This window comes from Bergeyella zoohelcum ATCC 43767 (assembly GCF_000301075.1).
GTDB lineage: Bacteria > Bacteroidota > Bacteroidia > Flavobacteriales > Weeksellaceae > Bergeyella > Bergeyella zoohelcum.
Genome location: NZ_JH932293.1, coordinates 894,158 through 914,344 on the forward strand (window position 1 = coordinate 894,158; position 20,187 = coordinate 914,344).

Here is a 20,187-nt window from a genome sequence, read left to right on the forward strand (position 1 = left end):
AAATGCAAGAAAATAACGGTCTGGATAGACGACAACTCATCCTTTTCATGATTTTTTCATTCATCATGATAGGGTCTATGTTTTATTTCCAAAGAGATAGCAATACTACGGCAGAGGCTACTACACCCGCAAAAACTGCCAATACTAATAACCAAAGCACCATACAGCTGAATACGGCTGCTTCTGCAGCTCAAATTGTTCCACAGACACTCCAAAATGAAGAGCTTAAAATAGAGGTGTCTCCTGTGGGTGGACAAATCACTTCGGTACAGCTTCCGAAATACTCTGCTTACAATACAAAAACAGATAATGCAGATTTACCGCTCTTTCTTTTCAATAAAAACAACTCCAATTACGGTTTTCAGTTCCATGATAAAGCAGGTAAAGTCATTAATACCAAAGACCTTATCTTTACGCCTTCCGTGAATGGTAATGTACTTACCATGACAGCAAAGGTAAATGATGCTACGGTACAAATGATTTACTCCCTAATGCCTCATTATACCGTGGACTTTCAGGTGCGTTCTCAAGGGCTTTCAGCGGTAATCAAGGACCAAAAAGCAAATTTTAACTGGGATTATAGTGTAAGAACTTTAGAAAAAGGACGCTCTCAGGAACAGGCACATACAGAGTTCGTCTATGCTTTTGATAATTATTCAGAGTATGATTGGGATCAAAGAACCACGATGGACGAAACGGGAGAAACACTTAACTGGTTAGGAGTGAAACAGCAGTTTTTTGCAGCAGTGATAGAACCTCAGATGGGTTTTAAGCAATCTGTAGGAAATCAAGATATCATAGAAACGGGGGAGTTTATTAAAAAATACACTTATACTGGAAGTGTAGATTTGCCTGGAGGAGAATTTAATCAAGGGTTCAAATGGTATTTCATGCCGCTAGATTTGGAACTTCTCAAAAAACACGAAGGAAAGAATTTTGTAGAAATATTACCACTGGGCTGGTCTTTCATTGGTTCTATGAACCGTTATTTTTTCATTCCAGCATATAATTTTATTGCCTCTTGGGGACTAAGTGCAGGTTGGGCAATTTTCGTGCTTACTATTTTGGTAAAACTCATCCTCTCACCTATTATGTTTAAACAGCATAAACTCAGTGCGATGATGAAAATTATCCGTCCAGAAATAGACGAGGTAAATACCAAATACAAAGACGCAGACCCTATGAAACGCCAGCAGGCAGTAATGGAAGTGTATAGAAAAGCAGGCGTAAACCAGTTGGCAGGCTGTCTCCCAGGTCTTTTACAAATTCCTATCTTCTACGCCTTGTTCCGCTTCTTCCCTAACTTTATAGACCTTCGTGGAGAACACTTTTGGTTCGTGAAAGACCTTACAGCGTATGATGACCTCATTAAGCTCCCATTCCATATTCCATTTTTGGGAGAGCATATCAGTATTTTTGCTTTGGCATGTACCATTGTGATTCTCATTTATACCCGAATGACTTCTGGAAATATTTCCCAAGTACAGCAACCAGGAATGCCGAATATGAAAGTGCTTATGTACATTTTCCCTATCACTTTCTTGTTTTTCTTTAATAGCTATGCATCTGGGCTATCTTGGTATTACTTTGTGTCTAATGCATTGAATATTGTGATTATTCTTGTGATAAAATATTTTATCTTAGACGAAAAGAAAATCCATGCTCAGATTCAAGCCAACAAGGCACAACCGAAAAAGGAAGGAAAATTCCAACGCCGTATGCGTGAGATGATGGAGAAAGCCCAAGAGCAACAAAGACTCCAGCAAGAGCAAATGAATAGAAATAAAAAGAAATAATTCTGAATCAGTTTCATAAAAAAGCACCTCCGTTTTTCTGAGGTGCTTTTTTGTAAAATACTTTTATACTTAGTCTTACAACTTTGACAAAGTGTTTTATTAACAGAATAACAGCAATAGATTTGATATCGTACACTAGCGACAAGCAATAGACTTTTAGCTTTATAACCTTTTTAAGATTTTAATCTCTTACTTCTCACTTCTAAAATCTTTGTACATTGTATATGATACATAAAATGTATTTTTTTCATATTTTAGGTAAGGAATTATGTGGTAATTGACGAAAAATTAATATTTTCGTCCATCAAAGAAAAAATAGTATGTCAAATATTTGGATAAAAAAACCGATGGAAGCCTATGAGGCGGATATTAAGAAAAGTCAGCTGAAGCGAGTTTTAGGAAAATGGAGTCTTACGGCAATTGGTATTGGAGCCATTATCGGTGGAGGTATCTTCGTGCTTACGGGGACGGGGGCGTATTATAATGCGGGCCCAGCCTTAGCATTATCATTCGTTATTGCGGGGATAGCCTGTGTGTTTGCGGCACTGTGTTATGCGGAGTTTGCCTCTATTCTTCCAGTAGAAGGTTCAGCCTATGCTTATGCCTATGGTACTGTAGGAGAAGGGTTTGCATGGATTATTGGCTGGGGGCTTATATTAGAATATGCTATGGCTGCCATGACGGTAGCTGTATCATGGTCGGGGTATTTTGGTAAGTTGTTAAAACTATTTGGAATTCATCTTCCTTATTGGCTTACCACCGATCCTGCAACGGCTCATAAGGCCTATAACGAAGCTCAAAGTATTATTTCAAAAGGAAGTGGAACGGGGAGCGTATCAGATTTTCAGTACATTATAGATAGCTATAATGCTGCACCAGAAATTTTTGATTTTAAATTATTCATTAATTTTCCTGCTCTCGCTATTGTATTTACTGTAATCGCACTTTTAATGAAAGGCACCAGTAAAGCGTCTAAAGCCAATAATCTTATCGTACTTATTAAAGTGGGGGCAATTCTTTTTGTAATTATTGCTGGGGCATTTTTCATTGACCCTAATAACTGGACGCCATTTATTCCAGAGCCTACCACTATTGTAGAAAATGGACAATCTCACGAGGCGTATGGCGTGATGGGAATCATTGCAGGAGCGGCTGCAATATTTTTCTCGTATGTAGGATTTGATGCTGTATCTACACAAGCTGGGGAAGCTATTAATCCGAAAAAAGATGTACCGTTTGCCATTATTACCTCTCTTTTAGTGTGTACAGTATTATATATTTTGGTGTCATTAGTACTTACGGGAATGATGCACTATACTGATTTTAATCCATTAGGAAAATATCCTGAAGCGATAAAAGCTCCGGTGGCTTATGCGTTTGATATTGCAGGACAGCCATGGGCGGGGTATATCATTACCATTGCTGCTACCATAGGATTAATCTCTGTACTGATGGTCATGATTATGGGGCAAAGTAGAATTTTCCTCGGAATGTCTAAAGATGGATTAATTCCGAAAGTGTTTTCCAATGTAGATAAAAAATCAGGGGTACCGAGAAAAAGTTTAGTGATTATTGGGGTAGTGGTAGCTACATTTGCCTCTATTACTCCTATTAATGATTTGGCACATATGACCAGCTTCGGAACTTTATTTGCTTTTACCATGGTATCTGTAGCCGTATGGATTCTCAGAGTAAGAGAACCCAATTTACAGAGGAATTTTAAGGTTCCTGCTTTGCCATTAGTAGCAGCATTGGGGATTGCCGTAAATGTATATCTTATTTTTAATCTCAGTAGAGAAGCACAGCTTTATTCTGGGATATGGCTCGTGTTAGGGGCATTCGTTTATTTTCTATACAGTAGGAAACATTCTAAACTTCAAAAAGGAGAGGTAAACTATTCTCTTGCAGATGAAGAGTAAAAAAAACGCCATTTCTTTTTAGGAGTGGCGTTCTTTATTGAAACTGGTCTTAACTTTTTATTTCACTCAATTTTGACTATTTCTAAGCGCTTTTCCAAAGTTTTTTAGAGTACTCCATTTCCAGAAAGCAATGGCACTTTGCTACAAAAATAGACAATAAAAAAACCACAATATAATAATATGTGGTCTTTTACTATGAAATATTAAAAAATGTCTATATGAAAAATTATTTTACTTCAGTACCTGTAAGTACTTGTTGTCCATTTTTCTCGAGATAAAATTTCCCTTGGTGTACTATGAAAGAGTTTCCTTTATCATCTTTATACACTTCTCCGCTGGCAGAGATTACTCTTTTCATTCTCATTTCTTCATTCGTCATTTCGTTTTGAAGAGTTACTATATCATTAACAGCATCAAATTCAGCACTCAGCTTAGTTTTTCTATCCTCACTAATGAAATCTACTTCTACTATATCTCCAGGTGCTTCTGGTATGGCCGCTTCTTCTGATGAATATGCATCATTATTTTCTATGGTATTGCTCTCCTGAGTCATCTGTGTTTTTTCCTCTAGAGTATTCTCGTTTTTATTACATGCTACCATACCTACCAAAGCAAATGTAGCGATTAAAAAAGTATTCTTCATGTTCCGTAGAATTACAAATACTATGCTAAAAATAAACCTGAAATATTTTTTAACAAAATTTTATGTTTTTGAAATTTACTCTATTTCGGAGGTGTAAAAAAAGCTTTGATCAAAATTTTTAGAAACAAGATAAAAATCATATTTATTCATTTTTCTTAAAAACTCACATTTCCTAAATTCGCACCCCTTAAAAATTAAAAAATATGAAGAAGACATTAGTTTCCATCGTTTTGGGAGCTACACAGATGCTGTACGCTCAGAATGCAGACCCTGTAATGGTTCTGAACAAGACGATTTATCAACCCGGTGAAAAGATTACCATCAATGCACAAAACTTTCCAAACGATGGCTCACAATGGATGTGCCATGTAAGAAAAGGAGGCAATATTACCGCAGGACAAGGACGGCTGGACTGGACTAGCTATATCTATGGAAATTATACTTGGGAAACTACGGCCAATACTCCCGGAGAATACCAAATTGTACGCGTAGCAGGAAGTTACAGTGGCGGATATAGTGTGCACGCGGTAGCCGATTTTAGAGTAGGACATGTACAAAATGAAAGCTCCTTCATACAATGGGAAACAAAAATTCCTAAAGGCTTTCCAAGTATAATCAATGGTAGTATTACCAGTCTATATGCAGAAGATTTTGAGTTCAGCGTACCTACCAAAATCAAAAAAATACAGCTCCATGGTTTTGTAAAAAATCCTTCTTTTAATGCAATTCAATTTTACATTTTCGAAGACAATGGGAATAATACTCCTAATGGCACCCCTGAACATGGGCATAAATTAGCAGAAGGAGTCCTTCCTTTATCCTCTCCAGCATTGAGCTTTCATAAATCAAATAATTTAGGAGGTAATGGAGACCGATATTACATCACCATTGATATGGAAAAAGCATTGTCCAAGCCACTGCATGCACAGGCCAATAAAAAATATTGGATAGCCGTAGGGGTACCTACTTCATCTTCTCAAAATGGCTGGTATTGGCAGCAGGTGAAAGATGGCAAACTCAGTTCTGCCAATTGGTACCGAAACGGATTTTGGTCTTCCACTGCCTCGCATTTTTCATTTAGCGTAGAGGGAAGCCAAATAGACCAACTTCATACTTCGGAAACTCATCATTCTTCTGATGATACAGCTACCATTTATCCGAATCCTTCACAAGGTATCTTCCATCTCCATACAACTAAAACTGTGAAGAATATTCGAGTTTTTGATGCTTCTGGAAAAAATATTCCGACCGAAATAAAAGACTATCAAATCCTGATGACAAATGCTCCTATAGGTGTATATTATATCAAAATAGAATATACTGATGGAAGCACTGCTACCCAAAAAGTCATCCGAAAATAAACTGGAAAAACGGCTATTCTTCTATAGGATAGCCGTTTTTTTATCAAGATGTATTTTTAAAATACGCCTTAAAACCTCCATTGTTCATCATTTACTTTTAAAAATATTTCCCTATTTTCGTTTCATGAATAGGAAGTGGAGCTTACTTTTTTTATGGATAATGTTCTTCTTTTTTGGGACAATAAAAGCCCAAAAAAAAGATTTCTGGTTGATAGACATCCATACACATAAAAAAACATTAGCAAAAGATTCCCTCAGTGCAGCTCGTTTTTTAGATTCATTGGCAGAAAACAAATACTACTTTCTACAACTGAACAAGGTGGAAAAAGACAGTACTGGAATCCGTATTTTTTATGATAAAGGACAAGATTTTCAAAGGGCAAAAGTCTTTTTTTCTGATTCTTTACTCCATGATTCAATGCTGAAAAATGGAATGCTTACACCGAATTTAGATTCTCTAAAAGCATCTATTCATGCAAAATACCAAGCGAAGGGTTTTGTATTTAATAGGATAAAAACTTCATTTCAAGGAATGGAAAACCAAATCCCAAAGGTAAAGCTCAGCATAGTGCCTGCCCAAAAAAGACATATCAATGGCTTTATCCCGAAAGGATATGAGAAAATTCCCACCAGATTCATGAAAAATCTGGCTAAGGAATATGTGCACCAGCCCTATACTGAAAAAATTTTATTGGCCATACAAAGAGATTTACAGAATCACCCTCTCATCACTTTAGAAAGACCTCCACAAACGCTTTTTTCCAAAGATTCTACTCAGATTTATCTATTCTTACAAAAGAAAAAAGTAAACATTTTTGATGCGATGGTGGGTTTTGCTAATGACCAAACCGATAAAATCAACTTCAGTGGAACAGTAAATTTACAGTTCAAAAATACATTTAATAGTTTTGAAAACCTCGGGATTTATTGGCAAAGAACTCCTGAAAAATCTCAGACTTTTAATGTTTTACTTCATTTCCCTTATCTTTTAGGAAGCAATCTAGGGACGGATATTCAGCTGAATATTTTTAGACAAAATGAAGATTTTGCTAATGTAAAGTTTTCCCCTACTTTATTTTATAATATTAATAATTGGCAAAAAATAGGAGTCAAAGGGGGCTTAGAAGTTTCCACTCGCCTGAATGAAAATAATGCACAGTTTAGAGATTACAGCAAAAAAGGGATAGGGCTTACCTATCATTTTACACAGCCCACAGCAATAGAACTACTACAGCACACCACCCATGTTCTGTTAGAAGGGCAATATTTTAATAATTACTATGAAAAAGAGGATCTTTCTGCTCGGCAATTGAGCGTTTTCGGTAAGGTAGAAAGGAATTTTCATATCCGAGGAAATCATTGGCTGAATGCACAGATACAAGGAGGATGGTTAAAATCTAACCAAGAAATCACTTTTAATGAACTTTTCAGATTGGGCGGATGGAACTCATTGAGAGGCTTTAATGAAAATATTCTCGCTGCCGAAAGTTATTATTTCGGAACAATAGAATACCGCTATCTCATTGGCAATGCGTCTTTTTTTGATATTTTCGGTCAGTATGGACAGATAAGAAATAACACGCTTCATCTTCGCCCCCAGTTGTACAGCTTCGGATTAGGGTTTCATTTTATTTCTCCTATTGGATTGATGAGTTTTCAGATTTCTAATGGTGCTACTACTCCACAATCTCCCCGTTTTTCCGATACCAAAATTCATTGGGGAATCATTACCAAATTTTAAAGCTTATACAAATCTCTTTGATAATAAAAAAGTTATAAGCAGAAAGTGGTAGGTTGTTGGCGTATGGCGATTAGCCTATAGTAGTTAACCTTATAACATTTTAGCTTTCTAACTTCTAATTTCTAATTTCTAATCTCTAACTTCTCATTTCTAAAATGTACATGGTACAATCTCTATTTTCATCTAATTACATTTTACTACATTTGCATATTAACTTGATTGCTCAATGAGACTTTTACTCGTAACATTGATTTTTGGAGGTATGATTCATTTTCAAGGACAAATTCTTAAAAAGAATGCGGCCATACCGAATGATACTATCCTTCCAAACGAAGAAATAGTAAAAAATAAAAACGAAAAAGATTCGCTCAAAATCTTTAGGCCTACTATATTTGATTATCAGATTTTTACTGAAAATGGAGAAAGAAAGCATTTGGATACTGTTCTCACCCATGACAAAACTTTTGTTTTTACACAATACAATCATCAAGATAATTTCGGGCGAATTCCTTTTTCTAACATTGGAACAGGATTTAATCCTCTTATTTTTAAACATCACCCCCTGAACAACTTAGCAGTACTGCCTACCAATAAATCTTATTTTCTCTTGGCACCTAAAGACATTCGGTATTATGATGTAAAAACCCCTACCACCAGTTTTATTTATCATAATGGGGTGAATAATGGTGTGGCACTTACCTCTACCTATACCCAGAATTTCCGAAAAAATTTCAATATCAGTGCTCAATATATGGGACTTCGTTCCTTAGGGGATTATTCTAATCAATTGGCAGTGAGTAATCATGTTTTATTTACCACCCATTATAAATCAAAAAATGAAAAATACCAACTCTTCGCTCATTTCTTAGACCAGAATATAAGAAATCAAGAAAATGGGGGTATCCAAGACAATGCACTTTTCCTTTCTGGAGCGTCCACCATCAGTAACAGAGCCAATCTGCTCACGCGTCTCCAAGATGCCAACACCCGTTTTTCCATGAGAAGATATTACCTTTCTCATCAGTTGGCTCCTTTTAATGATGCTAAAATTCCTTTTCATTTAAAACATATTTTTAATTATCAGCTGAATAAATACTACTATGGAGAACCTACACCACAGAATTTTTACTATACGCATGCCAACGAGCTGATCAATTACCCCACAAATACAGGAAAATATTCTAATAATCTTTCTAACGCATTGTTTTTAGTTTGGGACAATGAAAAATTTAAATTAAACGCAGGCGTTCGGCATCAGTGGATACAGTTAGGTTTTGCAGATGCCTCAGAAACAGCTACCATTTCATTACCATTTAAGAAGTCAGAGCAAAGAATCGGGGCAGTAGGAAATCTCAGTATTCAGCTTTGGGATTTACTTCATCTCCATTCCAATGCAGAAATATCTAGAGGAAGTCTCTTAGGAAATTATTTCTCTTCAGAGCATACCGTAAAATTAGAACCTATCCCTAATTATTGGGTAGAGGGTCATATTCATTTCCAGTCGGCATACCCTTCTCTCAATCTGATGTTTAACGCCTCTCCGTATGCTAAACACGCCTATTTTCATGAACATCTTAAGCATGAAAACCGCTTATCTGTAGGAGGTACGGTAGCTGTGCCTTGGTTTAATTCCAAAATTTATGGCCATTTTAAAAATGTAGGTAATTACACCTATCTAGACGCACAGGGCATCCCTCAGCAGGCAGTAGATATTCTTTCCATTGGAGAAGTAGGAGGAGAGACTACGCTGAAATACAGAAATTTCTACTTTAATACCAGACTTCATTTTCAGAAAGTACTTAGCTCATCCGCCCTATTACCACTGCCCGAAATGATAGCAAGAGCAAATATTTTTTACCAATCCAAAGTGCTAAAGAATGCTGCAGAGATACAAACGGGAATGAAAGTACATTATTTTAATTCTTTTTCATCTAGAGCATATTTTCCATTGCTCAATGAATTTCAGCTCTCTGATATACCATTTGCCGTGGGTGGAAAACCTGTGGTAGATGTGTACTTTAATTTCAAAGTAAAAAGAATGTTCATTTTTATAGAAGGGCAAAATATCTTAACTACATTTACCCAAAATAAAAATTATACCGCACCCAATTATCCTTTTCAAGACTTTAGACTGAATTTAGGAATTGTGTGGTACCTTGTTCACTAATTTTTTTAGGCATGAAAACGATTGCACAGATTCCTCTTACCGAATTACATACTACTCCTACTTTGGTGAAAGATTTCATCCAAGGAAAACTTCCTCAATTTCAGGAAAACCTATTCTCCATGGAGACCATCCACCATAAAATTAAAGAGAAGAAACATTTTTTTTCTACACAAAAAAGGGAGAGGATAGTACAAACATTCCATAGACAGATGCAAAAACTTCCGCTCACTTCCCAGCAAAAAGAAAATCTTAAAAAACTGTGTAATGAAGATACTTTTACCATTACCACAGGGCATCAGCTCAATCTTCTTTCGGGACCTGCTTTTTTCATTTACAAAATTCTTCAAACCATAAAAACCGCTGCTTTTCTGAATGAAAAAATACCCCACCAATATTTCATTCCCGTTTTTTGGATGGCAACGGAAGACCATGATTGGGAAGAAATACAATCTTTTAAAACCTCCCAAAACACTTATTCCATTCAGGCTAAAGAAGGAACTGCCGTAGGAAGAATAGTGCCTGAAAACATAGATTTCATTCATGAATTAGAGAAGGAATTGAAAGATGAACCACTGGGGAAGGAAATTATTGCTCTGGCAAAAAAGGCTTACATTTCTGGAAGAAATTTGGCGGAATCTACCCAGATGCTCGTCCAAGAACTCTTTTCATCGTACGGACTGCTCATTCTCAATGGAGATGATGCCGAGCTGAAGTGTAGCATGCGTACCATTTTTAGGAAAGAAATTGAAGAAAACACCCTCTATAAAACCACGAAAGAGCAAAGAGAATACATAGAGCAACACTATGGAAAAGTACAGGTAAATCCTAGGGAGATTAATCTTTTTTATCTTAAAGAAAAGAGAGAAAGAATCCTTTTCAGAGACGGAAAATACAGTACTGCAGATGGAGCACTTTCTTTTACGAAAGAGGAAATGTTTCAGGAACTCCAAGATTCCCCCGAAAGATTTAGTCCCAATGCGGTACTAAGACCTGCTTATCAAGAAAGCATTTTACCGAATATTGCTTATATTGGCGGTAATGCAGAAATCGCCTATTGGTTAGAGCTTAAAGATTATTTTAATGCTATCCACCTTCCTTTTCCCATTCTCATTCCACGCCACTCTATGCTTTGGCTCAATAAAAAAGTAGTAAAAAAAATAGAAAAAAATGGTTTTTCTTACGCTGCCATTTTTCTCCCTTTAGAGCGTTTTATCCAAGGGCAAATCAGCATCAATGAAAATTTGTCCCAAATATTGGAAACTGAGGAGAAAACCCTTGCTTTGGCTTTTGACCAAATAGAAAAAAACGCGGGGGCCACAGATATTACCTTTGCTCACTTGGTAAAAGCAGAGAAACAAAGGCTTACCAAATCTTTCCAGCGGATGAAAAAACGGCTTTGGCGTGCCGAGAAGAAAAAAAATACCGAGAAAATAGAGAGACTGACTACGCTGTACGCACAAGTGCATCCTCACCATAACTGGCAAGAAAGACAATGGAATTTTTCTGTGTTTTATGCAGAAGAAGGAAAAAATTGGCTCGAAAAATGCTATGAAGCATTAGACCCAGCCGAAAAACCAACGCTGTGGATAGCAGAGATTTAAAAATATTTGAATACTTTTGTACGAACATAAGCACATTAATCATGCTGAAAAAAACCGTTACTTTATTCGCTTTCGCATTGATGCACAATGCTTTTGCACAAACTATCACTTATACCATCCAAAAAGGAGACACCCCCTATTCCGTAGCGAAGAAACACGGAATGTCTTTGGAAGAACTCTACGCTGCCAATCCTTCGATTAAAAAGAATGGATTTAATCTGGGCATGGATATAGAGGTAAAAGGAAAAATGAAGAAAGCGAATGCTAAAACACCAGATAATATCCGCCCTGAGTTGGGATACATCATTATAAAACCGAAACAAACCATTTACGGAATTACTAAACAATATAAGATTTCTGAAGATAAGCTCCGTAAACTGAATCCCGATTTGGAAAGTCAAATAAAAATAGGTGCTAAGGTTAATATCCCAGCGGATTTGATTAGGAAATATGCAGATGATGACGCCCAGAATTCGGCTTATGAAATTCAAATTCAGGCTTCTTCTGCCCCTGTAAAAGCACCTCTACAAACTTATAGCGGAACGGGGATTTCTGATGACAATTTTGTTACTTACACCGTCCAAAGTGGTGATACTATTTTTGGAATCATTAATAAATTTGGAACTTCATTAGATGAGTTAGTAAAACTCAATCCCTCTTTAGAAGAAGGACTTAAAGCAGGAGTGATTCTCAAACTCAGAAAAGCAGAAAAGGCATACTCTAAGAAAAATGATGATGCACTGAATGTGGTGATCATTCTTCCTTTTGGTTATGACGACAATGCCACCAAATACAGAAATCTATCCGTAGATTTTCTATCTGGGGCTAAATTAGCGATAGAAAGAAATGCCCAAGCAGGAATGAAAATGAATATCAATGTCATTGATGCAGGAAGTGAGTCTTCTTTTAAGAAAGCATTGAGACAAATTAATAAAGATAATACAGATCTAATTATTGGCCCTTTCTTTAAGTCTAATATTCTAGAAACACTAGACTATGTGAAAGAGGCAAAAATCCCTATGGTAGCTCCTTTTGCTAATTCGGAAGACCTGTACGGATATTCTAACCTCATCATTGTAGAAACGCACGAAAAATTTTATGCAGACAAAATAGTAGAGGAGGTAAAAGCGGTCTATTCTAATCAGAAAATTTTCATCGTAGGCAATGCCAGTCAGGAAACAGTGAGCTATATCCAAAAGGAACTCTCCAAAAAACTTCATTCTAAGGTAGATATAAACATTGTAAGTCATCCGTCTCAAATTAAAGCAGATGTAAATATGATGACAGGAAAAGTGGCTCCTGTACTCGCTATTCTCACTTCTAATGAGGGGGATATGGGGAATCAATTTGCAGATAAAATGATAGCTCTCGCTAGTGAAGCTCCTGGAACCAAAGCTTTCTCCATGGTCTATGATCCTACTTTTGAGAAAAAAAGTGATGCTTTGGCAGCTACCCATTTAGTATATCTGATGGACAGAAAAATTAATACCTCTGGAGATGAAGAGAAAAAAATCCTTTCAGATTACCAAAGTAAATATTGTAAAACACCAGGAAAATATGCCGTAATAGGGTATGATGTGATGAATGATATCCTCACTCGGGAAAATAGTAGAGGTGATATTTTTAGCAATATGGGCAAAGAACAAACGCATTTAGCAACTAAATTCAGTTACCAACGCATTCAGAAAAACGGTGCTTTTGTAAATACAGCATTCAGAATAGTACGGTTAATGCCTTAATGATATTAGATTTTACAGATAATCACTCGACCTTCAGAAAACGGAGGTCGTTTTTTTTGAATGAAAACATTAGGAAATCTTATGTTGCTTATATTTTAAACTTGTATAATTAGAAGAAGATGTTAGATGTAAATAGCTTCAAATTTCTAATATCTCATTTCCAACATCTAAAATTTGTGTCTTGTACAACTTATAAAAAACTTTTTGTGTATTAGAAAACTTTATCTATCTTTGCCTCGTTATGTTACACGCAATCAATACATATAAAAATACTGAAAAAAAGTGGGCCAAAAATTTGGTCAATTCAAATGATTGTGTAAACACACACACACACACACACACACACACACACACACACACACACACACTTACCTTCGCTAAGTATATATAAATATGCGTGTGTACGCGGAATCTATAAAAAAAATCTAGAGCGAGCAAATATCGGATATTTTAATTTATATCCTCCTTCATTGAGAAGGGGGCAATTTTGTTTGTGTCTATGTCATCATCATAGTTATTTGTTACCCCATAGAGGAGAGACCTGTACCAGTACATTCCCTATCCTTCACCAGAACCTTTTACAAAAATCAATACGATATCAGTGTCTCCCTTCTAATTTGTACAGTTCACTAATTGTTTTTTGGGAGGATAGGGATTTAATAAGAAATTATCTAAAAAAAGGAAAGAAATTAAAGAGTCTAAAGAATCTAAAAAATCAAAATTATCGAAATCATCGAAACGAACGGAATCTTTTAATTTTTTCAATCCTTTAATCTTTGAATCATTTAATAATAAATAACAATCGTTTTTAAATTTAAAATTATGAACAAAACAACAATCAAGATCAGTGTGTTAGCGTTCTTAGGTTTTATGACCTATGGCTACGCACAGCAACAGCAGCAAGACCCTTACAAGGGTAAAGTAGGGATAAACACCGTAACACCAAGTGCTACGATGGATGTACAGCCGAATAGTGATAACGCTAGAGTAGAGGCAAAAACGAACGAAGGGATTATTGCCCCAAAGCTAAGCAAAACGAGAATTGCTAATATTGCTACGCCAGTAGAAGGTACTTTGGTGTATGCTACGGATGCTACTTACACCGCAGGAAGTGATGCTACAGTAAATAATAGAGTAGCGAAGATTACCGAAAAAGGGTATTATTTCTATAATGGTACTGAGTGGGTGAAAGCGGGGAGTGAAGTTACTCAACAAATATGGCAAAAGCAAGCCAACAAAGATATTTTATTGGTGGATAATGATATCCAAAATACAGTAAAATATACGGAAAATGGTGGACTAGTAAATACGCCTAAAGTACAAAGACCTATTAGTACTTGGAACTCAGCCGCGAATACGATAGAATCTTTTACAGATGTTAATACTAGCAATATTGGAAATTCAGGTAATCTAAATATTCAATATGTAGATAAAGTTCCACAAAACTATGTAGATCCTACTTACAAAGAAAAGCAAATGAATTACAATTTATTTGTAGTTGATGGAAATAGTAATACATCTCCCTTTAATAGATTTCTGTTAAATGTTAATAAGTTGCAGACAAACGAATCTTTAACAAAAGACATACAAAGTCTTTATTCTGCAGTAAATAATGCGGAACATTATGGTTCAGGCAGGGTTAGTTTTGCTGTTATGGGAGTTTATAATAATGCTGGTATAAATAATGGCTCGGCTAGTAGAATTGTGGGGTCCTATAACCAAGCAAGTACTAGAACATCATCTGATATAAGTAATATGGAAGGTACTTTTAGTTTTGTAACTCCAAGAGGGACCGGAAAAATTGCAGTAGCAAATGGTACTAGAAATCATCTTAATATTACAAATGCTTCTACAAATACTATCACTCACGCTGCTTTAACACGAAATATAGGTGAGGTAACGGCTAATTTTACTGGTACAATAGAAAATTTAATTGGTACTCACTCTGATTTTCGGATTCATTCAAGCGTTACGGGAATAAAGAATATGTATGGTCTAAAGATAGATAATGTAAATAAAGGAACGCAAATTAACCGAGCTATACATACAGAAGAAGGACAAATCCGTTTTGGGGATTTGAAAGGCACAGGAGATCGTGTAGTAGTAGCGGATCAAAATGGGGTGCTGAAAACCAGTCAATTTGTAATGAAAGCCACCGATACTACCAGTGATTGTACTGCTTCTAATGAGGGAGCAATCCATTACAAGACCATTATGAAAAACGGAAAACAAGTAGGAGTATTCGGTTTCTGTACGCGTAATGCTAATGGCAATTTAATATGGGCATATAGTGTGGGCGGAAACAATATGCTAGATGGTACGGGTGCTTTTGGCTCTGGATTATAGTTTGAAGTTTTTATAAAAGTATTTGTATTTTAAATTTATTGTAATACTTTTTGTACTTTGCCAAAATCTATAAGATTTTGGCAAAGTTTTTTTTAAAACATAGACCTCTAAGAGGTCGTATGTCTATAGCATGGGATATGATTGTGTATAATATGCGACCTTGAATAGGTTGTATAAAAAAATATTATTATTGTACATATTAGATTTCGCTGGGGTCATACATGCAGTAGAATTTGAGCGATTGGTTTCTAGCTTCCAAATTCTAATTTCCAACTTCTAAAATCATTATACATTCTACTTTGTACATTGTACAGCTTTTCTATTTTGTATTTTTTCTTTCGTCAGATTTCTTTTTCTCTATTCGTACTTTTCGGATGACGATGTTGAGTTCATTACCAAAAAGAAGAAGATAGACATTGATATTAATCCAAAGCATGAGTAAAATGATACTCCCAATAGAGCCGTAAAGGACATTGTACCTAGCGAAATTACTCACATAAAAAGCAAATAAAAAGGTAGTTAAAAAGAATAATACGGTAGTAAGTAAAGCTCCTGGTATGGCCTGTTTAAAACGCGTAATCTTTGCCGTTCCTACCCAGTAAAACAAGGTAAGCATCAGGAAATAAAGTAAGGGAAACCAAACGAGTCCAATGATTTTGGTAAGATTGGTTACGAACCATGATAAGGCACTTTTGGGCTCAAAGAGTTTTAGTACTACTTCTGAATAATAGATGCCAAAAAGGGTGAGGAATAGTGCCGAAACAAAGCCTAAAGTAATACCAAAAGCGATGAGATATTCTTTTACATCATGATGTTTTTCTTCGGTGTCATCATTAAATCCGTCTATGAGGGCAAAAGTACCATTGGTAGCGAAAATCAGCGTTAGGATAATGGTAAGATTACTCAGTGAAGAAGTTTTGGTAATCAAATTTTCTTTAATATAACCTATGATATCTTTCTCCATAGAACTCGGGATGATATTATGCAGAAATACATCGAAAATATAAAACTGAAGTTTTTCATAATGAGGCATATAGGGTAATACGGATAATAGGAATAGTAACAAAGGAAACAGTGAAAAAAAGAAAGACCAAGAAATGGCACCTGCCTTTCTCCCAATATTTCCACGAAAAATACCTTGTATATAGATTTTAAAAATTTGATATAAAGAAACCCCCAAAAATGGAATATGAATACCGTTTAAAAAATGGTAAAGTCGTTTTATAAATCGTGGGGTTTTAAACTTCATTCGCCGTATATTTGCCGCCACAAAGATAAGAAATGAGAATTAACTTAGTCTGCATCGGGAAAACAGACCAGAAGCTCTTCCGTGAGCAGCTGGATTATTATATCACTAGGTTTCCCAAACACTGGAATTTTCAGCTCATAGAAATTCCTGATGTAAAAAATGCTAAGAATTTAAGCCCAGACCAGATTAAAAAAGAAGAAGCGAAACTTTTTGCTCAGCATATAGATACAGGAGATATGGTGGTACTTTTAGATGAAAGAGGTAAGCAGTACAGCAGTAGGGAGTTTGCCAAAAAAATAGACCACTGGCAGTCCGTATCCGTTAAGAAAGTGAATTTCCTTATTGGCGGAGCGTGGGGAGTAGCTGAAGAAATTCATCAGCGGGCGAATGAAAAAATGGCACTTTCAAAGATGACTTTTACCCATCAGATGGTTCGGCTGTTTATTACTGAACAAATCTATCGTGCCGACCAAATCCTACAAGGAAAGCCATATCATAATGATTAGAAGGCAGTAAGCTATAGGCGGTAAGCAGTAGGCTTTTAAACATATAACCTTTTAACTTTCTAGCCTTATAGTGTATAAATTTCTAATCTCTAACTTCAATCTTAAAAGAAACTTATGTCAAATTATATTACCGTAGATGGCGATGAACATGGCGTACGCATTTATACTTTAGAAAACGGACTTACCGTATATCTAGCCCAAAATTTTGATGCTCCTAGAATTCAGTCTTACATTGCTGTGAGAGCAGGTAGTAATCATGACCCTAAGGATAATACAGGACTGGCACATTATCTAGAGCATCTCATGTTTAAAGGAACTTCTAAAATAGGTGCAAAAAATTGGCGGAAGGAAAAAGAATGTATAGACCAAATAGAGGAACTCTATGAATATCATAAACAAGCCAATACCGATGAAGAAAAGAAAAAAATCTATAAAAAAATAGACGAAATTTCTCTCCAAGCTAGTGAATATGCCCTTGCCAATGAATATGATAAATGCCTTTCGGTACTTGGAGCTACAGGGACGAATGCTCATACTTGGCTAGAAGAAACGGTGTATAAAAATAATATCCCAAGTAATGAACTGGAAAAATTTCTCAGAATAGAAGCTGAAAGATTTTCTGAAATCATTCCAAGACTTTTTCATACTGAGCTAGAAACGGTGTATGAAGAGTTTAATAGGGCTCAGGATAATGATGCTAGGCTTACTCATAACGCACTCTGGGAGCTGCTTTTTCCTACCCACCCGATGGGGCAACAAACCACTTTGGGGAAGGCAGAACATCTTAAAAATCCGTCTATTAAAGCCATAAAGAAATTTTTTGATACCTATTATGTGCCTAATAATATGGCCATCATCATGGTAGGTGATTTGGATTTTGATATTACCATCCGTCTCATACAGCAGTATTTTGGGAAAATGGAGAGCAAAGATTTGCCACTAATGGCACCTGTCATAGAAAAACCCATTGAAAAGATTCAGAAAAGAACGGTGAAAAGCCCATCTATCCCTAGAGTACATCTGGCATGGCGAGGTGCTGGGTATAAGAATAGAGAGGTGATGCTTTTGGATTTGATTACTAATATTTTGACCAATAGAGGAGCATGCGGACTGATAGACCTTAATATTAATTTTGCCCAAAAAGCTCTTTTCGGGCAGGCTTATTTCTCTTCGCATAATGAATATTCGGTATTTTCCATGGTCATCGTTCCTAAAGAAAATCAGACATTGGATGATGGGGTAGCCATGCTTTTGGAGGAACTAGAAAAAGTGAAAAAAGGGGAATTTCCAGAGGATATGCTTACTACCATTATCAATGATTTTAAAGTCCAAAGGATTAAGGAGCTGGAAACAGCGAATGGACTGGCGACCAACCTATACCAAACTTTTATCAGGCATCAGTCATGGGAAGAAGAAGTGGCAGAGCTGGGCATTTATGAAGAAATTACCAAAGAAGAGGTGGTTCATTTTGCCAATGATTTTTTTAGAGACAACTTCGTGATAGTATATAAGGAAGATGGGAAGAATGAGGAAGTGATTTTAGTGGATAAGCCCGAAATTACTCCCATTACACTAAACACCCAGGAAGCATCTCCGTTTTTGGAAGAAATCATCGCGATGAAAACAGAAGAAATTAGCCCTAAGTTTATTGATTATCAAAAAGAAATTTCTGTTTCCGAAGTAAAGGGGAGAGCGTTCAGCTTTGTGGAAAATCCGTACAATGCTTTGGCTTCGCTTTATTTTATTTTTCCTTTTGGTAAAGATCATGATGCCCAGCTGGGATTAGTAACACAGGTTTTACATTATTTAGGCACTGACCAATATTCTGCCGATGAACTGAAGCAGGCATTTTATAAAATAGGGATAGAGGTGGACTTTAAAACAGGTCATGATGAGATGAATATCAGCATGATAGGGTTAGAAGAAAACTTGGAAAAAGGAATAGAATTACTATGGCATTGGTTGCAAAATGCACAGCCAGATGAGGCGGTATATCATAATTTGGTACAGACCATAGAGGAAAGTAGAACTGCTGCAAAACAAGATAAGACCAAAGTTTTTAATGCACTGCAACAATATGCTAAATATGGTAAAAACTCTAGATTCAGAGCTGTTTTGTCATCAGAACAATTGAAATCTATCTCATGTAAATCACTTACGGAGAATGCGAAACAATGGAAAGACTATCCTTTTGAAATTTTCTATTATGGAAATCGTAGACAGGCATTAGAAGAATTTTTAAACCAATTTTTATCTCCTATTACCAAAGAAATTCCAGCTCCGAAAGCGTTTGAAAACCCACCAACCGAGGGCAAGACTTATTTCGTAGAATATGATATGGTGCAAACTGAACTTTTCCAAGTGGCAAAAGGAAAAGCGGTAACACCAGAGGCATTCGGAAAAGTAAATCTGTTCAATGAATATTTTGGAAGTGGGCTTTCATCCATCGTTTTTCAGGAAATCAGGGAGCGGAAGAGCTTGGCGTATTCTTGTTTCGTGGCACAGCAAACGGCTACGCGGAAGGAAGAACCCGACTATTTCTCACTCTATCTAGGCACTCAGCCTGATAAATTGCCTTTGGCACTGGCTACCATTCATGAACTGATGAGTGATTTTCCAGAAATAGCATTACAATATGACCATGCCAAAACTTCGGCACTGAAAAAAATCGCATCGGGGAGAATCGTTCGTGCCAATATTTTCTTTTCTCACCATCGTCTTAAAAGATTGGGCGTAGATAAGGATATTCGTATATCGATGTATAATGAAATTCAAGAGACCTCACTTTCTGATTTAAAAGAAAAGTACCAAAAAGCATTTGAAAATTTAGTTTTTAATACTGCCCTTATAGGGAAATATGATGCTATACCATGGCATGAACTCCACGGTGTAGGAGAAGTGGAAGTACTCACCTTAGAGGATATTTTCGGCTATTGATTAGGAGGATAATTGAGGAGAAATCTTTTTTTCATCGGTAAGGAATCCTTTTTGAATCTTGCCTACCTTAGGTAGGCAAAATGCATTCATTTCTGCACCGTGCTGGTCCATTTCTGCACCGTGCTGGTCCATTTCTGCACCGTGCTGGTCCATTTCTGCACCGTGCTGGTCCATTTCTGCAC

13 protein-coding genes are annotated in these 20,187 nt (G+C 36.3%); 10 read left to right on the forward strand and 3 right to left on the reverse strand.

The window, feature by feature from the left end; genetic code table 11:
- Window positions 1-2 precede the first annotated feature (2 nt).
- Both yidC and HMPREF9699_RS04150 read left to right on the forward strand, forming a co-directional pair.
- Window positions 3-1,796 carry a membrane protein insertase YidC gene (yidC, locus tag HMPREF9699_RS04145; RefSeq protein ID WP_002662658.1) on the forward strand — a complete coding sequence of 598 codons (1,794 nt, stop codon included), beginning with the start codon at window positions 3-5 and terminating at the stop codon, window positions 1,794-1,796.
- A gap of 320 nt (window positions 1,797-2,116) precedes the next feature.
- Window positions 2,117-3,715 carry an APC family permease gene (locus HMPREF9699_RS04150; protein ID WP_034985564.1) on the forward strand — a complete coding sequence of 533 codons (1,599 nt, stop codon included), beginning with the start codon at window positions 2,117-2,119 and terminating at the stop codon, window positions 3,713-3,715.
- 226 nt (window positions 3,716-3,941) lie between these two features.
- Here HMPREF9699_RS04150 and HMPREF9699_RS04155 read toward each other — a convergent pair whose 3' ends face one another.
- Window positions 3,942-4,358: an MliC family protein gene (locus HMPREF9699_RS04155; RefSeq protein WP_002662661.1), complete on the reverse strand. Its 417-nt coding sequence runs from the start codon at window positions 4,356-4,358 to the stop codon at window positions 3,942-3,944.
- Between the two features lie 203 nt (window positions 4,359-4,561).
- On the opposite strand from HMPREF9699_RS04155, the gene HMPREF9699_RS04160 reads away from it, so the two are divergent.
- The 6 genes from HMPREF9699_RS04160 to HMPREF9699_RS10785 all read left to right on the forward strand — a co-directional run bounded on the left by HMPREF9699_RS04160 (window position 4,562) and on the right by HMPREF9699_RS10785 (window position 15,313).
- Window positions 4,562-5,719 carry a T9SS type A sorting domain-containing protein gene (locus HMPREF9699_RS04160; RefSeq protein WP_002662663.1) on the forward strand — a complete coding sequence of 386 codons (1,158 nt, stop codon included), beginning with the start codon at window positions 4,562-4,564 and terminating at the stop codon, window positions 5,717-5,719.
- Window positions 5,720-5,927: 208 nt separating this feature from the next.
- Window positions 5,928-7,460 (forward strand): BamA/TamA family outer membrane protein, encoded by a 1,533-nt coding sequence (locus HMPREF9699_RS04165; protein WP_245946064.1) that lies wholly within the window; start codon window positions 5,928-5,930, stop codon window positions 7,458-7,460.
- Between the two features lie 226 nt (window positions 7,461-7,686).
- Window positions 7,687-9,627 (forward strand): putative porin, encoded by a 1,941-nt coding sequence (locus tag HMPREF9699_RS04170; protein ID WP_002662667.1) that lies wholly within the window; start codon window positions 7,687-7,689, stop codon window positions 9,625-9,627.
- A gap of 11 nt (window positions 9,628-9,638) precedes the next feature.
- Window positions 9,639-11,228, forward strand: coding sequence for a bacillithiol biosynthesis cysteine-adding enzyme BshC (bshC, locus tag HMPREF9699_RS04175; protein ID WP_002662668.1), 1,590 nt, complete (start codon window positions 9,639-9,641; stop codon window positions 11,226-11,228).
- Between the two features lie 41 nt (window positions 11,229-11,269).
- On the forward strand, window positions 11,270-12,967 hold the full coding sequence (locus HMPREF9699_RS04180; RefSeq protein ID WP_002662670.1) for an amino acid ABC transporter substrate-binding protein: 1,698 nt from the start codon (window positions 11,270-11,272) through the stop codon (window positions 12,965-12,967).
- An 822-nt stretch (window positions 12,968-13,789) separates the two neighbouring features.
- Window positions 13,790-15,313: a hypothetical protein gene (locus tag HMPREF9699_RS10785; RefSeq protein WP_002662672.1), complete on the forward strand. Its 1,524-nt coding sequence runs from the start codon at window positions 13,790-13,792 to the stop codon at window positions 15,311-15,313.
- A gap of 319 nt (window positions 15,314-15,632) precedes the next feature.
- Here HMPREF9699_RS10785 and HMPREF9699_RS04190 read toward each other — a convergent pair whose 3' ends face one another.
- Entirely contained in the window at window positions 15,633-16,562 is a 930-nt protein-coding gene (locus tag HMPREF9699_RS04190; RefSeq protein WP_002662673.1) for a YihY/virulence factor BrkB family protein, read from the reverse strand.
- A 32-nt stretch (window positions 16,563-16,594) separates the two neighbouring features.
- Here HMPREF9699_RS04190 and HMPREF9699_RS04195 point away from each other — a divergent pair, with 32 nt between their 5' ends.
- Window positions 16,595-17,068: a 23S rRNA (pseudouridine(1915)-N(3))-methyltransferase RlmH gene (locus HMPREF9699_RS04195; RefSeq protein WP_002662675.1), complete on the forward strand. Its 474-nt coding sequence runs from the start codon at window positions 16,595-16,597 to the stop codon at window positions 17,066-17,068.
- A gap of 114 nt (window positions 17,069-17,182) precedes the next feature.
- Window positions 17,183-20,005 carry a M16 family metallopeptidase gene (locus HMPREF9699_RS04200; protein WP_002662677.1) on the forward strand — a complete coding sequence of 941 codons (2,823 nt, stop codon included), beginning with the start codon at window positions 17,183-17,185 and terminating at the stop codon, window positions 20,003-20,005.
- On the opposite strand, the gene HMPREF9699_RS04205 is transcribed toward HMPREF9699_RS04200, so the two are convergent.
- Window positions 20,006-20,187 (reverse strand): hypothetical protein (locus tag HMPREF9699_RS04205; protein ID WP_002662678.1); only part of this gene is annotated, 182 nt, incomplete at its 5' end.

Bases quoted from the DNA above. Each gene is read 5' to 3' on its own strand.
- yidC (WP_002662658.1), top strand. From the start codon at position 3: ATGCAAGAAAATAACGGTCTGGATAGACGACAACTCATCCTTTTCATG.
- HMPREF9699_RS04150 (WP_034985564.1), top strand. From the start codon at position 2,117: ATGTCAAATATTTGGATAAAAAAACCGATGGAAGCCTATGAGGCGGAT.
- HMPREF9699_RS04155 (WP_002662661.1), bottom strand. From the start codon at position 4,358: ATGAAGAATACTTTTTTAATCGCTACATTTGCTTTGGTAGGTATGGTA.
- HMPREF9699_RS04160 (WP_002662663.1), top strand. From the start codon at position 4,562: ATGAAGAAGACATTAGTTTCCATCGTTTTGGGAGCTACACAGATGCTG.
- HMPREF9699_RS04170 (WP_002662667.1), top strand. From the start codon at position 7,687: ATGAGACTTTTACTCGTAACATTGATTTTTGGAGGTATGATTCATTTT.
- bshC (WP_002662668.1), top strand. From the start codon at position 9,639: ATGAAAACGATTGCACAGATTCCTCTTACCGAATTACATACTACTCCT.
- HMPREF9699_RS04180 (WP_002662670.1), top strand. From the start codon at position 11,270: ATGCTGAAAAAAACCGTTACTTTATTCGCTTTCGCATTGATGCACAAT.
- HMPREF9699_RS10785 (WP_002662672.1), top strand. From the start codon at position 13,790: ATGAACAAAACAACAATCAAGATCAGTGTGTTAGCGTTCTTAGGTTTT.
- HMPREF9699_RS04190 (WP_002662673.1), bottom strand. From the start codon at position 16,562: ATGAAGTTTAAAACCCCACGATTTATAAAACGACTTTACCATTTTTTA.
- HMPREF9699_RS04195 (WP_002662675.1), top strand. From the start codon at position 16,595: ATGAGAATTAACTTAGTCTGCATCGGGAAAACAGACCAGAAGCTCTTC.
- HMPREF9699_RS04200 (WP_002662677.1), top strand. From the start codon at position 17,183: ATGTCAAATTATATTACCGTAGATGGCGATGAACATGGCGTACGCATT.